Raw genomic sequence first — 15,016 nt, forward strand, 5'->3', positions numbered from 1 at the left:
GCCGCTGGAAACAATGACGGGTCGGCGCGTTCGGGCCGAAGAGGATCGGAGAAAAACAAGATGTCCGGGAAAATCGTGAAACACCCGCGAGTTAGGGCGCTGACCGCGCTTCTGGCCGCCGGGATCGCCGTCGCGGCCTGCGCGACTCCGACCCCATATCAGCCTGCCACCGGTTCGGGAGCCTATCGCACGGGCTTCTCGGATCAGCAGATCGAGAGCGATCGCTTCCAGGTGCGCTTCGCCGGCAACAGCCTGACCGCGCGCGATACGGTCGAACGCTACCTGCTGTTCCGCGCAGCCGAACTGACGCTGCAGAACGGCTTCGACAATTTCACCCTGGTCACCCGCGATACCGAAACGCGCACGACCACCACGGTCGATCGCAGCTGGGGTGCCGGCCCCTGGGGCGGCTGGCGGCCCTATTGGCGCTGGTATCGTCCGCGCTTCGGCTGGCGCGCCTGGGATCCGTGGTTCGACGATCCGTTCATGAACGATTTCGACGTCCGCACGATCAACCAGTATGAGGCGACCGCAGAGATCATCGTCGGCCGCGGCCCGAAGCCGGACAATGTCCGCGCCTTCAACGCGCGCGAAGTGGTCGAGCGGCTGGGCCCCACGATCGAATACCCCAAGACGCGCCGCTGAGCGCGTCCCCGCGGGTCGCACAGGAAAGGGCGGCGGTGCCTCGCACCGCCGCCCTTTTTCGTTGCCGGATCCACGGGTCGGCGGCGGATGCCCGATCCCGGGCGCCCGCCTGCCCGGTCTCAGGCGCCGGTCGCGCCAGTCAGGGCGCCGTGGCAATGCTTGTACTTGCGGCCCGAACCGCACGGGCACGGCGCATTGCGGCTTACCCGGCCTTCCCATTCCGACGGGTCCATCCCGCCCAGATCCTCGATCTGCGGGCGCGGGATGCCGAGCGGCGGCAGGCCGGATCCGATCAGCCCGGCACTGGCCGCGTCCCAGTCGGCCGTGTCGTCCTCGCCGGTCAGCGGGTCGATATGGCTGGTCAGGAAATCGGGCAGCTCGGGCAGTTCGGACATTGCCGACGAGGCCTGAAAGGTGAACTGCGCATAGGCAAGCGTGCGGGTCACGTCCTCGCGGATGTTGCTCAGCATGCGCTCGAACATCGCGAACGCTTCCTGCTTATACTCGTTCAGCGGCGTCTTCTGGGCATAGGCGCGCAGGTGGACGACCTGGCGCAGCGCATCGAGCAGCGCCAGATGCTCCTTCCAGTGGTGGTCGAGATTCTGCAGCAGGATCGACTTCTCGATCTGCGCCCAGGTCTCGGGTTCCAGATCGGCCGCCTTGTCGTTGACCAGCTTGGCCGCCGCTTCCCGGATGCGCTCCTCGACGATGTCCGGCTCGATGCCTTCCTCGCGGGCCCAATCCTCGATCGGCAGTTCCAGATTGAGGACATCGGCAATGCGCTGGGTCATGCCGGGAACGTCCCACTGCTCGGGATAGCTTTCCGGCGGGCAGGCATCGGCCACGATCGTGTTGACCGTTTCGGTGCGCATGTCCTCGACCACGTCGCCGACGGTATCGGCGTCCATAATGTCCGCGCGCTGCTCGTAGATGACCTTGCGCTGGTCGTTCATGACGTCATCATATTCGACGACCTGCTTGCGGATATCGTAGTTGCGCGCCTCGACCTTCTTCTGCGCGGTCTCGATCGCCTTGGTCAGCCACTTCGATCCGATCGCCTCGCCATCCTCGATGTTCGACCGCATCATGCGCGAGAACAGCGTGTTCGATCCGAAGATGCGCAGCAGGTCGTCGTCGAGGCTGAGGTAGAAGCGGCTCAGGCCCGGATCGCCCTGGCGGCCCGATCGGCCGCGCAGCTGGTTGTCGATGCGGCGGCTCTCATGGCGCTCGGTGCCCAGCACGAACAAGCCGCCGGCCGCCTTGACCTGCTCTTTCTCGGCTGCGACCTCCGCCTTGATCTTCGCGATCGCGGCATCGCGCTCGGGGCCTTCCGGCATGTCGGCCAGTTCGCCCTCGACGCGGAATTCCCAGTTGCCGCCCAGCTGGATGTCGGTGCCGCGGCCGGCCATGTTCGTGGCGATGGTCACCGCGCCCAGCCGGCCCGCCTGCGCCACGATATGCGCCTCGCTTTCATGGAAGCGGGCGTTCAGCACCTCGTGCGCGACCTTTTCTTCCTTCAGGAATTCCGACAGCCTCTCGGACTTCTCGATCGACACGGTGCCGACCAGCACCGGCTGGCCCTTGGACGACTGCTCGCGGATGCGCTTGGCGATCGCGCGGAACTTCTCCTCGGTCGTCTTGTAGAATTCGTCCTCCTCGTCGACGCGCTGCACCGGCAGGTTCGTCGGGATGGTGACGACGTTCATCTTGTAGATGTCGAAGAACTCCGGCGCCTCGGTCGATGCGGTGCCGGTCATGCCGCCCAGCTTGGGGTACATGCGGAAATAATTCTGGAAGGTGATCGAGGCGAGCGTCTGGTTCTCCGGCTCGATCGCGACACCTTCCTTGGCCTCGACCGCCTGGTGCAGGCCGTCGGACCAGCGGCGCCCGTCCATCATGCGGCCGGTGAACTCGTCGATGATGACGACCTTTCCGTCCTTCACGATATAGTCGATGTCGCGCTTGAACATCACGTTCGCGCGCAGCGACTGGTTCAGGTGGTGGACGACCTGGGTGTTCTCGAAATCATACAGGTTGGCGCCGATCAGCAGCCCGGCCGTCTCGAGCAGCCGCTCGGCCCGCTCGGTGCCGTCCTCGGTCAGGACGATGCTGCGCTGCTTCTCGTCCTTCTCGTAATCCTCGGGCGTCAGCTGCTTCACGATCGCGTCCACGCCCATGTACAGCTCGGACTTGTCGTCGGTCGGGCCGGAGATGATCAGCGGGGTCCGGGCCTCGTCGATCAGGATCGAGTCGACCTCGTCGACGATCGCGAAATTATACGGCCGCTGCGTCATCGACGCGCGGTCATATTTCATGTTGTCGCGCAGATAGTCGAAGCCGAACTCGTTGTTCGTGCCATAGGTGATGTCGGCGGCATAGGCGGCGCGGCGCTCCTCGTCCGACAGGTTCGGCACGATCACGCCGACGGTCAGGCCCAGGAAGCGATAGACTTGGCCCATCCATTCGGCATCGCGGCTTGCCAGATAGTCGTTCACCGTCACGACGTGCACGCCCTTGCCCGGCAGGGCGTTCAGATAGGTCGGCAGCGTGGCGACCAGCGTCTTGCCCTCGCCCGTGCGCATCTCGGTGATCTCGCCGCGGTGAAGCACGATGCCGCCGATCATCTGCACGTCATAGTGACGCTGGCCCAGCGCCCGCCGCGCGGCCTCGCGCACCGTGGCGAACGCCTCGGGCAGCAGCGAATCGAGCGTCTCGCCCTTGGCCAGCAGGTCGCGGAACTTGACCGTCTGATTGGCCAGCTCCTCGTCGGACAGCACCTGCAGCGTCGGCTCGAATGCGTTGATCTTGGCGACGATGGGGTGGAGCGAGCGGACGTAGCGCTCGTTCGAGGAGCCGAAAAGGGTCTTGGCAAAGGCGCCGAACATGGAAATTCCTGTCGTATCTCGGTTGGGTTCAGGGCAGGCGAAGCGCGAAACGACCGGCCTGCGCAAAGGGTGCCATCAGCGGCACGCGAAAGGAAAAAGGCCCGCGCCTTGCGCAGGCCTGGACCTTATTCGAGACGACGCTCGAAAATCTGCTCGACCGCGCGCAGCGGTGCGGCGGCGACGCGCGGCCAGCGCATTGCCGCGGGACGCGATGCCCGTGCCGGGATCACTGCCGCATGGACGACGTGCCGCGCGGGTTGAACCGCCGCCTGGGCGGCCTGGGCCGCGCGCATGACCGCGACTCCCTGAACCTGCTGCGCAGCACTGGCCTGCGCACCGGAAGATCCGGTCAGGCTGGCGAAGAACGCAGTCAGGAGAAGGAGAAGTTCCAAACCGACAAGGCCCCAGATGCGCGCACGAACGCGCACGAACCGGGGACATAGTGTCTGCCGACCCATTCGCCAATCCGAAAATCGCCCCATCGGGACCGATCGGGACCGATGCAGGCGCCGGATCGCGTCAGGTGATGATTTCGCCGGGCCGTGGCTGGAAGGGGGCCGGCGGTTTCGGCCGGGGGGCGGCGGGTGCGTCGAGTCGCTGGCGCAGCACGATCCGCGTCAGCGTCACCCGCCTGCCCTGTCCCGCGGTGCCGGCACTTGCGGCATAGTCGAGGCTGGGGTCGCAGCCGCCATCCAGCATGTGGAAGCTGTCGGTCCCCTTGCTCTGCTCGATCGTGCACCGGGTGATCTGGCCTGCCGCATCGACGGCATAGCGGATGCGCGAGGTGAACAGCACCTCCTGGCCGACGGTGTCGCCCATGTCGGGTGCCTGGCCGCCATCGACCGTGTGGAGCTCGCGCACCTCGATCGCGGCAGGTTGCGCGCCACCCAGCAACGCCGTGCGCCCCGCCGGGACCAGGAACCGCACGGCCAGGCAGTAATCGGCCTGTGTCGCCGGGCCCGATGCCTGCATCGAACAGCTCGGCACCGCGCCGGACGGGTCGACCACCATGCGGGTTGCGCGTGCCCAGTTGCCGAGCATCGCCGGCGCGCTCGGCATGCGCCAGGTGAACTTGCTCTGCCATACCGACGCGACCTTGCGGCCGCGCACCGCCGCCGGCGCGAACCGCGCCCGCTGGCGCAACAGTCCGCAGCTCTGCGCGTCGAGCAGCGCCCAGCCGCTCGACGCGGTGACTTCGCACCCGGTCACCCCGCCGCTCTCGTCGACGGCCAAGCGCACGGCCGACGTACCCTGCATGTTGGCGCGCCGCGCCGCGGCGGGATAATCGGCGGGCGTCACCCAGGTCGCGGGATCGTCGATCGGCCGCGGTGCCGGGTCGCTCGCCGCGCCGGCGGGCATCGCCGCGTAAAGCGCAAGTGCCAGCATCATCGTCGCCATCGTTCGGTCCTTCGTTCGTCCTGCCCTGGTCGCCCCCTGCCCGCCCATTTTCGCAAAGCTACGCGCGCGATGCAACGCCCCCGAAATGCGGATCGCCGCGCCCGGCAGGAACCGGACGCGGCGATCGGAAGACACCGTGAGGCGAGGCCTTACAGCTTGAAGCGCGCACCCAGCAGGATGGTGCGGCCGAAGTGATTATATTCGTAGTTCCGGTTGGCATCGAGATCGGTGTAGCGATCGCGATAGGCGTCGGTCAGGTTGTTGCCCTCGACCGACAGCTCGATCTGCGGCGTCAGCTTGTAACGGATCGACGCATCGACGTTCGTGATCTCGTTATAGCCCTCGAACACGTTGCCGGTGCCGCTGTTGGCATCGACATAGGGGCCGCGATAGCTGACCGATACGCGTGCCGAGAACTTGCTGTCCTCGTAATAGAGCGTCCCGTTGAAGGCGCGCTTGGACAGGCCGAACAGCGTGCTGTCGCGCGTCACGTTGACCAGCGGACCGAATGCACAGGCTGCCGCGGGGTTCGTGGCCGAGGGCACGCACGGGGTCACCGCCGGTCCCTGCGTCGTATAGGTCGCGCTGGAGTCGACGAAGGTCGCGTTGGCGATGATGCCGAGGTTGCTGAGGAAACCCGGCAGGAACTTCAGCGGCGCCTGGAGCGAGATTTCGGCCCCCTCCAGCGACGCGCCCGTGCCGTTGACGGTAGTGGTGATGGTCCAGATCGGCAGCGCCAGCTGACCCTGGTTCAGGAACGCCGGCGACGAGGTGTTGAGCACCGAGGTCGGCAGCCCGGTCTCGAGAAAGGTCGCCTCGGTGCGGGTCGATGCGACCGGGAAGCTCGCCACATCCTTCTTGAACAGCGCGACCGAGAAGATCGACTGTGGCGCGAAATACCATTCGACCGCAAGGTCGTACGCGGTCGCACGGAACGGATCGAGGTTCGGATTGCCGAAGTTGATCCGGTAATTGAACCCGTCAGCCGAACCACCCGGGGTCAAGTTGCCCAGTGACGGACGGGTCATCACGTCCGCCACGGCTGCGCGGATGATGATGTTGTCGGTCGGGAACAGCGCCAGGTTCACGGCCGGCAGCCAATCCTCATAGTCGCGCTTGAACGTGACGGTCGCGGCACCGTTGATGCCGGTCGATTGCTGGTCGGTCCGCGCATAGCGGATGCCTGCGTTCAGCGCGTAGCGAAGGCCGAGCAGATCGCCCTTCGCATCGAACTGGAGATAGCCGCCCTTCACTTCCTCGACGACGTTGCGGTTGTTGCCGACGTCAAGCGCGAGCGCGCGGTCATAGAGCTTGGTGAAGGCGGTCGCCGCCTCGAGGTTCGGCACCAGCCACTGGTTGGTGTTGCCCGAGGGCTGGCCCGCATCACCCAGGGTGAACAGCTCGGACAGCGCCGGCGTCGCCTGGAAGCCATAGACGGCGTTCGGACCAAAGGCGGAACTCGCGGAACAGGTGATCTGGCGCAGCACCAGATCGAGCCCGCCATTCCCGCAGACCGCAGTGTCGCGCTGATAGGCCTTGGTGTCGAAGCCGAAGCGGCGATAGACGCCGCCCGCCTTGACCGTGAAGCCCTCGGTCACGTCCCATTCGGTGCGCAGGTTTACGGTGGTGAAGTCGTTGGTGACGGTCGACGGACGGTCGCGGATTTCGGCGAGCTGGAAGTTCGACGGATCGGTGACGCTGGTGCCGAACTGCAGCAGCGGGCTGCGGCTGTTGGTATAGTCGAACTTGAACCCCTGGGCGTCGCGATCGTCGAACACGACCGTCGTCTCGACCGGGATGTCTGCAGTCGACTTGGAATAGCCGCCGGCCAGGGTGAAGCGGAACTTGTCGCCCAGATCCTGATCCCAGGATCCGCCGATCTGGTAGAATTCGGTGTGCGATTCACGCCAGTAATGCTCGGTGCGGACCCAGGCGTCGTTCAGCGTCGCCGACACCATGTTGTTGTTCGAATCATAGGTCGGGTTGACGAGGTTGATCGAGCGCTCGTTGGACCGCAGCAGGACCTCGCCCCACTTTTCCTCGCGGATTTCGCTGAACCGCGAATAAAGCGCGTCGATCGACACCTTCGTGGCGTCGCTGGGTGCCCACTGGACGCTGCCGGTCAGGCCAAGACGCTCGCGGTCATGCCGAACCTCGCCGTAGCGCGGGATGCGCGGGTGGAACGACAGCGCCGCCTTGTCGCACGCAGCACTGGGGCGATAGTTGCCGCCGGTGTTTGCGACCGGATTGCCGCCGCTGTTGGCCGAATAGAAGCAGGGCGTACCGTCAACCGAGTCGAACCGCGCCTGCGCCCAGCGAACCGTGTTGTTGCCCAGCTCGACATTGTCGGTCTTCTGATAGGCGCCCGACACGGCGACGCCGAAGGTGCCGTCCGGCGACTTCCACGACAGCAGGCCTGCGGCGCGCGGGCCCCAGTTCTTCGACAGGTCGTTGTAGCTTGCCTGGCCAGACGCGACGAGGGTGAGACCATATTTGCCCGCCAGCGGATTGCCGGTGTTCAGGTCGACCACGGCACCCAGCGACCCTTCGTCGAGCGAGGCCTCGGCGGTCTTGTGGACGACGATCGAGCTGAACAGCTCGGACGCGAAGACGTTGAAGTCGAACGCGCGGTCGCGATTGGCGCTGGCGCCGTCGGTCGAGGTCGCGACGGTCTCCAGCCCGTTCAGGCGAACGCGGGTGAACTGCGCACCCAGGCCGCGGACGGTGATCGCACGGCCTTCGCCCGCGTCGCGCTGGATCGAGATGCCGGGAATGCGCTGCAGCGATTCGGCGAGGTTCTGGTCGGGAAATTTCGCGATGTCCTCGGCGACGATCGCATCGACCGACGAGACCGACTCGCGCTTGACGTTGAGCGCGGCGTCGAGCGAGGCGCGGAAACCGGTGACGACGATCTCTTCGCCGGCCTCCTGCTCCGCAACCGGTGCTTCGCTGTCCTGCGCCTGCGCCGCGGTCGCGATCGCCAGGCTGGACGCGGCGGCGGTCAGCGCCAGAACGGTGCGGAACTGCGGACGAAATACGAGACGCATCAAGAAACCTCCCCTTTGAACGGCCCATCGGAGCCTGTGCAATGCGATCGCCTCATATTGCTTGAGGTCGATCCCGGCAGCCACAGACGGGTTACCGGTGTCATCGCGAATTGGAACCAAAATAGTCAGCTGTCAAGGCGCGGCAATTCGCGCCTTACGAGAGGAAATCAGGGTGTGACCTTGGCGCATCGCCATTCAGGCGGGACAGCTCGATCGTCGCCATTCACCCGTGCCGGGACAGGCCGACCATTCCATCGCGTTGCGCCACCTGCCATCCGACCGTCAGGCTCAAGCGGCCGTATATCCATAAAATATATAGTTTATTCAGCTTTTTAGATCTGATTTGCGGAGGCTTTAGATCACCGATCCGGCGTCGGCTATTGCCAATGACACCGGTCCCCCATACACAGCCGGCATGGGAAAAGAAGAACCGGGGGTTGGAGAGGCGCTGAAGATCGCGCAGGCTTTCGTGGCTGCGCGTCGGGAGGCCCATGGGCTGCCCGAATATCCCGGTGTCGTTCCCGAGACGCTCGCACAGGGCTATGCCGTGCAGCACAACGCAATCACGCTCTGGGGCGAGCCGGTCGCCGGCTGGAAGGTCGGCCGCATCCCGCCGCCGGCCGATACCCGTCTTGGCGCCAACCGCCTAGTCGGCGCGATCTTTCCGGACGCGGTCGTCCCGGCCGAGCCGGTTCGGGCGATGCCGATCTTCGCCGAAGGGTTCGGCGCGGCCGAGGCGGAGTTCCTGCTGCGCATTGGCAGCACGCCCGATCCGACGAAGACCAGCTTCACGATCGAAGAGGCGATGGTGCATCTCGACGCGGTCCATGTCGGGATCGAGATCGCCAGCTCCCCCTTCCCCGGCATCAACACGCTGGGCCCCACGGTCACCGTCACCGACTTCGGCAACAATAATGGCCTGGTCGTCGGCGCACCGGTCCCCAACTGGCAGAGCCGCGGGTTCGAGGACTGGACGATCCGCCTCGACATCGACGGCGTCGAACAGGGCCGCGCCAAGGCGCGCGACATGCTCGACGGTCCGTTCGGTGCCGCCGCCTTCCTGTTCGGCTGGGCGGCCGCAAACGATGTCGCGCTGACGCCCGGCCAATGGATCTCGTCCGGCGCCGTCACCGGTGTGCACCAGATCGGCGTGGGCCAGGCGAGCACCGCCTGGTTCGGCGACGATCTTCAGGTCGCCTGCACCATCGTTGCGGCCACGCCGACTCGCTGACTCCGTCAGGGGGAGCGGAGCCCTTGCATTGCGCGGACCTGCATGCGACCGCGCGGGCATGAGCAGCACCCGTTCCCCCCTCGCCCCCGCCAGCTTTCCCGACCTGCCGCCGATCGCGGGGGTCACGCCGCGGGTATCGCGCGCCCAGTACAAGACCTGGGATCGCTGCGACCTGACCTTCGTGACGCTGTCGCCCGGAACCTCGGTCGCCGGCGTGCTGACCAAGAGCCGCTGCCCGTCGCCCGAGGTCGAATGGTGCCGCGACGCGATCCCGCTGGGTCAGGCGCGCGCGCTGGTGGTCAATGCCGGCAATTCCAACGCCTTTACCGGCAATCGAGGTCGTGCGGCGGTCGAGGCGATCGCCGCGCGCGTCGCCGGCCATCTCGGCTGCCTGCCCTCCGACGTGATGGTCGCCTCGACCGGCGTGATCGGCGTGCCGCTGCCGATCGACAAGGCGGAGGCGGGTCTGGATGCCGCTTTCACCGCCGAACCCTGCAGCTGGGAATCGGCCGCCGCCACGATCATGACCACCGACACCTTTGCCAAGGCGGCGGTATCGGAGGTCGTGATCGACGGCAGGATCGTCAGCCTTGTCGGCATCATCAAGGGATCGGGCATGATCGCGCCGGATATGGCGACGATGCTCGGCTTCATCTTCACCGACGCCTCGGTCGACCCGGTCTTCCTGCAAAAGGCGCTCGGCGAGGCGAACCGGCGCAGCTTCTCGTGCATCACCGTCGATGGCGATACCTCGACCAGCGACACGGTGCTCGCCTTCGCGACCGGCCAGTCGGGCACCAGCCGGATCGAGGACGAGAACAGCCCGGGCGCCGACGCCTTCCGCTCGGCGCTCGACGATCTGTGCACGCGCCTGGCGCAGCTGGTGGTGCGCGACGGCGAGGGCGCGTCGAAGTTCATCACGATCGATGTCGAGGGCGCCGAATCGGACGACAGCGCGCATCGCATCGCCCTGTCGATCGCCAACTCACCGCTGGTGAAGACCGCGATCGCGGGCGAGGACGCGAACTGGGGCCGCGTCGTCATGGCCGTCGGCAAGGCCGGCGAACCCGCCGAGCGCGACCGGCTGTCGATCCGCTTCGGCACCACCCAGGTCGCGATCAACGGCCTGGCGGTGGAGGGCTATGACGAAGCCCCGGTGTCGGCACACCTGAAGGGCCAGGATATCGAGATCGGCGTCGATCTCGGCCTGGGCGAAGGCCGCGCCACGGTTTGGACCTGCGACCTGACGCACGGCTATATCGAGATCAACGCCGATTATCGCAGCTGACAGGCAAAGGGCCCGGGCCGCACCGCGCGAAGCGATGCGACCCGGGCCCCGAAGCTTGCCCCAAGGAGCCGAAGCTTACTGAGCCGAACCGTCGGCCGGCACCAGCTTCACTTCCAGCGGGCTCGGACGCAGCGAGCGCATCGAACCATTGCCCGAGTCGACCAGCACACCGATGATGCCGCCGGCCAGGATGTTGCCCGCACCCGCGCCCGCACCGGTGAACTTGCTTTCCACCTGAGCGGTCGCAGTCTGGTAGCCGGGCTTCTTGAACGTTGCGGTGAAGGATTCCTTGCGCTTCAGCTTGAGCTTGCACGGCGTGACGCAGGTCTGGCCGGTCGACAGTTCGACATCGGCGCCCGGCGGAACCGAGCTGATCTCGAACTTCTGATTCGTGCCACGCAGGACGGTGGCGCAAGCGGAAAGCGAGGACACAGCGACGAGCGCTGCGCCAATGCGCAGATAAGCGTTCATTTTTGGGACCCCCCCAAGTTGCGATCCGAATGGACCGTGCACGACAGGTGACCCCAAACCGGTTTGTTGGCAAGCCGGAAAATCAATCCATTATGGAAGAGTTTCCGGCGCCGTTTCCGTTACTTCACCGTCACAAAATGACAGGTCGATTACAATCCGCGCTCGATCCAGGCCTTGATCTGGCTCTTCGGCATCGCGCCCGGCTGGGTCTGGGCGACCTGGCCGTCCTTGAACAGGATCAGCGTCGGGAAGCCGCGCACGCCATATTTGGTGGCGACGTCCAGATGCTCGTCGGCATCGATCTTCACGATCGCGACCCGGTCCGACATCTCGTCCGCCAGTTCCTCGAGCGCCGGGGCAATCATCTTGCACGGGCCGCACCAGGTGGTGAAGAAATCGACGACGACCGGCTTGTCGGACTTGAGGACATCGGCCTCGAAGGCGGCCTCGCTGGTGACCTTGGTACCCATGAAAATCTCCTGATTGTTGACCGGTATCTATGAATGCGGAGCCGCCGGCTCAAGCGCGCGAGGTCAAGCTTTGCTCCGTCCCCTGCAAGCGCGGCTTGTGCTGCGCCAGCAGTTCGCTCGGCAAGACGTGCAGCGTCGGGCCGGCGGTGTAGAGCAAGGCGGCCTCGATCGCGCGGCCGGGAAACACGACGCCCAGCGCCGCTGCATAGGCCGACATCTGGCGCAGATGATAGGGGGGCACGTCAGCCAGCGTCGCCGGCGCGCGGCGGCCGGTCTTGAAATCGACGATCCGGATGCGATCCGCCGTGACGACCAGCCGGTCGACGGTGCCCGAAACCACGACCGTGTCGACCACCGCGGCGACCGGCGCCTCGGCCAGCGCGTCCGGCCCGAACAGATCGGCGAACCGCGCATCCTCGGTCACCGCCAGCGCGGCACGGACAAGCTCGGCGCGGGCGCCGGCATCGGCGACGCCCCCCGCACTTGCCAGCCAGCGCTCCGCAGCTCCGGCGCGCTCACCGGGTGGGATCGCCGGCAGCCGTTCGAACAGCGCATGGAGCAACCGCCCCCGCTCCGCGGCGGCGCGCATCGCCGGATTGGGCGGCGGGTCCGCGACCAGGTCCTCGCCCAGCGACGAGGGCGCCAGCGGCCGCGGCGGCCGCGCTTCCTCGGGCGCAGGGCGCATCGCCCAATCGGGCAAGGCAGGTCGAGCAGGCGCGACCGAATCACCCTCGGCGCCGGGCCGGGCTGCGCCGGTCGGGCGAACGCCGCGAAACTCGCGCTCCCCCTCGCCTTCGATGCCCAGCGCCGAGAAGGCACGCGCCGAGGCGGCATACCAGCTGTGCTCGGGCGGCACGCCCTTGGCCATCGGCCCCAGCGCGCCGGCGATCACCAGCCGTTCCTCCGCGCGGGTCGCGGCAACGTAGAACAGCCGCCAATGCTCCTGCAGTTCGCGCGCATCGACCCGCGCGATCGCGTCCTGCAGCGGTCCGCCACGTTGGTCGGCGCGCGGGCGGAAGATCGGGATCGGCGCGCTTTCATGGCCGCCGAACTGCCACAACAGGAAATCCCGCGGCGATTTGGTCGGATCAACAGTTGCATCTGCAAGTATTACCAACGGCGCCTGGAGCCCTTTCGCGCCATGCGCGGTCATCACCCGCACCGCGCCATGCGCCTGTTCGGCCTCGCGCTTGATCTCGACATCCCCGCGATCGAACCAGTCGAGAAAGCGCTGAAGCGACGGGGTGGCGACGCTCTCGAAATTGAGCGCGGCGTTCAGCAGCTCGTCGATCGGGTCGCGCGCCTCCTCGCCCAGCCGCTTGAGCAGCTTGCGCCGGCCCTGCATCGCGCCCGAGAGGATTTCCTCGAGGAAGCGATAGGGCGTCGCCAGGTCGGCGCGGCGCAACAGCTCCTGCAACGGCGCCAGCCGCTCGTCGGGCTGGGTCGCGCGCAGATGCCGCCACAGCCCGCCGCGCTCGCGGACCGCGGCCTGCATCAGTTCTTCCTGGCTCCAGCCGACCAGCGGCGAGACGAGCAGCGAGGCCAGCGACAGGTCGTCCTCCGGCTGCAGCGCAAAGCGAATCGCCGCCAGCAGGTCCTGCACCGCCAGCGGGGCATTGAGCCGCAACCGGTCGACGCCCGCCACCGGCACCCCCTCGGCATAGAGTCGCGCGACGATCAGCGAGGCGAGCTCGCCGCGCCGCTTGACCAGGATCATCACGTCCTCGGGCCGCAGCGTACGCCCCTTGCTCTCCAGCATCAGCGTCCCGACCCAGGACTTGATCGCGCGCGCGATCTGCTTGGCGAGCGCGCGGGTGGCGTCGTCCACCCAGCCCTCCTCGCCCTCGGCGTCGCTCGTGCCCTCCTGCGTGGTCGGCCACAGGGTCACGGAACCGGGCCCGCTGACCTTGCTGGCATGGCGCTCGATCAGGCTGTGCTCACCCAGCGCGTCGCCGGGCAGCGCCTCGATCGCGGCATCGACGAATTCGAGGATCGGCCAGGTCGAGCGAAAGCTGGAGGTCAGCGACAGCGTCTCCAGCGGCTGGGCCACCGGGCCCTCGTCCGGGTCGTAGCGATCGGGGTCGAGCGCAGCCTCGGCCAGCGTCTCGAACCGGCGGTGCGCCAGCGCGAAGAAGAACGGGTCGGTGCCCTGGAAGCCGAAGATCGCCTGCTTGTAGTCGCCGACGGTGAACAGCGTGCGCACGCCCTCGCCGCGGGTCGTCTCGCCGGCGAAGAACTCGTCGGCGATCGCCGCGACGATCGTCCACTGCTTCCAGTTGGTGTCCTGCGCCTCGTCGATCAGGACATGCTCGGTCACCTGATCGAGCTTGAAGCGCACCCAGTCGCCCATGCCGGGCTGGCCCAGCAATTCGACCGTCAGCCGGATCAGGTCGTCGAAATCGACCGCACCCGCGCGGCGCTTCGCCTCGGAATAGCGCCGGGCATAGAGCCGCCCCGCCGAAAGGCCCCGTGCGAGGATATCAGCATAGCCTGCCCGCGCGCGCATCGCGATCAGTTCGGCGCAGGCATCGCCGAGCGCCAGCGCCATGTCTTCATAACCAGGGTCGGCATCGGCAAGCTTCGCCGACACCTTTTTGGGCTCGCCCTTCTGGGTGCGGAACAGCCCGACCAGCGTGCCGAGCGTCGCGACGCGCCCGTCCGGCGAAGCGTCGAGCCACGCCTGCGCCACCGCCGCCTGCCCCATGCCGGTCGCGGTGCCCCAGTGGCGATTGGCGTCGGCGATGCGGCCTAGCGAGCCGACATCGAATTCGGCGTCGGAGCACCACTCCGCCAGATGCGCCTCGATATCGCCCTCGGGCAGGCCAAGCGTCGAGCGCAGCCACGGGCCGATGTCGGTCGGCAGACGTTCCAGCGCGTCGCCCGAGCGGGCGCACATCCGGAGGAAACTCTCCGCCCCGCCTTCACCCAGCCTCAAGCTGAGCGCGCCGACGTCCTCGACCAACGCCGCCGGGGCATCGACCAGCATCTCCGCCAGCGCCTCGCGCGCCAGCGCCGATTCCTCGCGGTCGTCGAGCGGGCGGAAACCGGGCACCAGCCCGGCCTCGACCGGGAAGGCGGCGAGCAGGCTCTGGCAGAAGCTGTGGATCGTCTGGATGCGAATGCCGCCGCCGGGCGCGTCGAGCACCTTGGCGAACAGCCGCCGCGCCGCGGCGCGTTCATCCGGCCCGGATCGCTCGCCCAGCGCCTCCAGATCGTCGAACAGCTCGTCGTCGGTCGCGCGAACCCAGCGCGCGAGCCGCCCGGTGATCCGCGCCGCCATTTCGGCCGCGCCCGCCTTGGTGAAGGTCAGGCACAGGATGGCGCCGGGATCGGTCCCGCGCAGCAGCAGGCGGAACACCCGCGCAGCCAGCACCTGGGTCTTGCCGGTGCCGGCAGAGGCGGACAGCCAGATATGCCGCCGCGGATCGCTCGCGGCGCTCTGGTCGCCGGTAAGCGGCGGGAGCTTGCGAAGTTCAGCGGACATGGGTCGGTGTCCGAGCGTTGACGGCACAGGCCCTCTGCTCCCCAGGACCCTGCGGCTCCGGGGGAAGGGGACCGCGCCCGAAGGGCGTGGTGGAGGG

10 protein-coding genes are annotated in these 15,016 nt (G+C 67.2%); 3 read left to right on the plus strand and 7 right to left on the minus strand.

Going from position 1 to position 15,016, the window contains the following annotated elements:
- The first annotated feature begins 60 nt into the window (after positions 1 to 60).
- Positions 61 to 645 (plus strand): CC0125/CC1285 family lipoprotein, encoded by a 585-nt coding sequence (locus tag TPR58_RS10190; RefSeq protein ID WP_346246541.1) that lies wholly within the window; start codon positions 61 to 63, stop codon positions 643 to 645.
- Between the two features lie 119 nt (positions 646 to 764).
- Here the strand turns inward: TPR58_RS10190 and secA are convergent, their stop codons facing one another.
- The 4 genes from secA to TPR58_RS10210 all read right to left on the minus strand — a co-directional run bounded on the left by secA (position 765) and on the right by TPR58_RS10210 (position 7,975).
- Positions 765 to 3,530, minus strand: a complete 2,766-nt coding sequence (gene secA / locus TPR58_RS10195; RefSeq protein ID WP_346246543.1) for a preprotein translocase subunit SecA — start codon at positions 3,528 to 3,530, stop codon at positions 765 to 767.
- 125 nt (positions 3,531 to 3,655) lie between these two features.
- Positions 3,656 to 3,922, minus strand: a complete 267-nt coding sequence (locus TPR58_RS10200) for a hypothetical protein (protein WP_346246544.1) — start codon at positions 3,920 to 3,922, stop codon at positions 3,656 to 3,658.
- A gap of 127 nt (positions 3,923 to 4,049) precedes the next feature.
- Complete coding sequence (locus tag TPR58_RS10205) at positions 4,050 to 4,928, minus strand: energy transducer TonB (protein ID WP_346246545.1); 879 nt, start codon at positions 4,926 to 4,928, stop codon at positions 4,050 to 4,052.
- Between the two features lie 149 nt (positions 4,929 to 5,077).
- A complete protein-coding gene (locus TPR58_RS10210) occupies positions 5,078 to 7,975 on the minus strand; it encodes a TonB-dependent receptor (RefSeq protein ID WP_346246546.1) in 2,898 nt (965 codons plus the stop codon).
- A gap of 415 nt (positions 7,976 to 8,390) precedes the next feature.
- On the opposite strand from TPR58_RS10210, the gene TPR58_RS10215 reads away from it, so the two are divergent.
- Complete coding sequence (locus TPR58_RS10215; RefSeq protein ID WP_346246547.1) at positions 8,391 to 9,206, plus strand: 2-keto-4-pentenoate hydratase; 816 nt, start codon at positions 8,391 to 8,393, stop codon at positions 9,204 to 9,206.
- 58 nt (positions 9,207 to 9,264) lie between these two features.
- Positions 9,265 to 10,494, plus strand: a complete 1,230-nt coding sequence (gene argJ / locus TPR58_RS10220; protein WP_346246548.1) for a bifunctional glutamate N-acetyltransferase/amino-acid acetyltransferase ArgJ — start codon at positions 9,265 to 9,267, stop codon at positions 10,492 to 10,494.
- 75 nt (positions 10,495 to 10,569) lie between these two features.
- Here the strand turns inward: argJ and TPR58_RS10225 are convergent, their stop codons facing one another.
- The 3 genes from TPR58_RS10225 to addA all read right to left on the minus strand — a co-directional run bounded on the left by TPR58_RS10225 (position 10,570) and on the right by addA (position 14,919).
- On the minus strand, positions 10,570 to 10,965 hold the full coding sequence (locus TPR58_RS10225) for a PEGA domain-containing protein (RefSeq protein WP_346246549.1): 396 nt from the start codon (positions 10,963 to 10,965) through the stop codon (positions 10,570 to 10,572).
- A gap of 149 nt (positions 10,966 to 11,114) precedes the next feature.
- Positions 11,115 to 11,435 carry a thioredoxin gene (gene trxA / locus TPR58_RS10230; protein WP_346246550.1) on the minus strand — a complete coding sequence of 107 codons (321 nt, stop codon included), beginning with the start codon at positions 11,433 to 11,435 and terminating at the stop codon, positions 11,115 to 11,117.
- A 49-nt stretch (positions 11,436 to 11,484) separates the two neighbouring features.
- The gene (gene addA, locus TPR58_RS10235) at positions 11,485 to 14,919 is read right to left on the minus strand and encodes a double-strand break repair helicase AddA (RefSeq protein ID WP_346246551.1); all 3,435 of its coding nucleotides are present in this window, start codon (positions 14,917 to 14,919) and stop codon (positions 11,485 to 11,487) included.
- Positions 14,920 to 15,016: the final 97 nt, after the last annotated feature.

Origin of the sequence: Sphingomonas rustica, from assembly GCF_039652585.1 — a bacterium.
Lineage (GTDB): Bacteria > Pseudomonadota > Alphaproteobacteria > Sphingomonadales > Sphingomonadaceae > Sphingomonas > Sphingomonas rustica.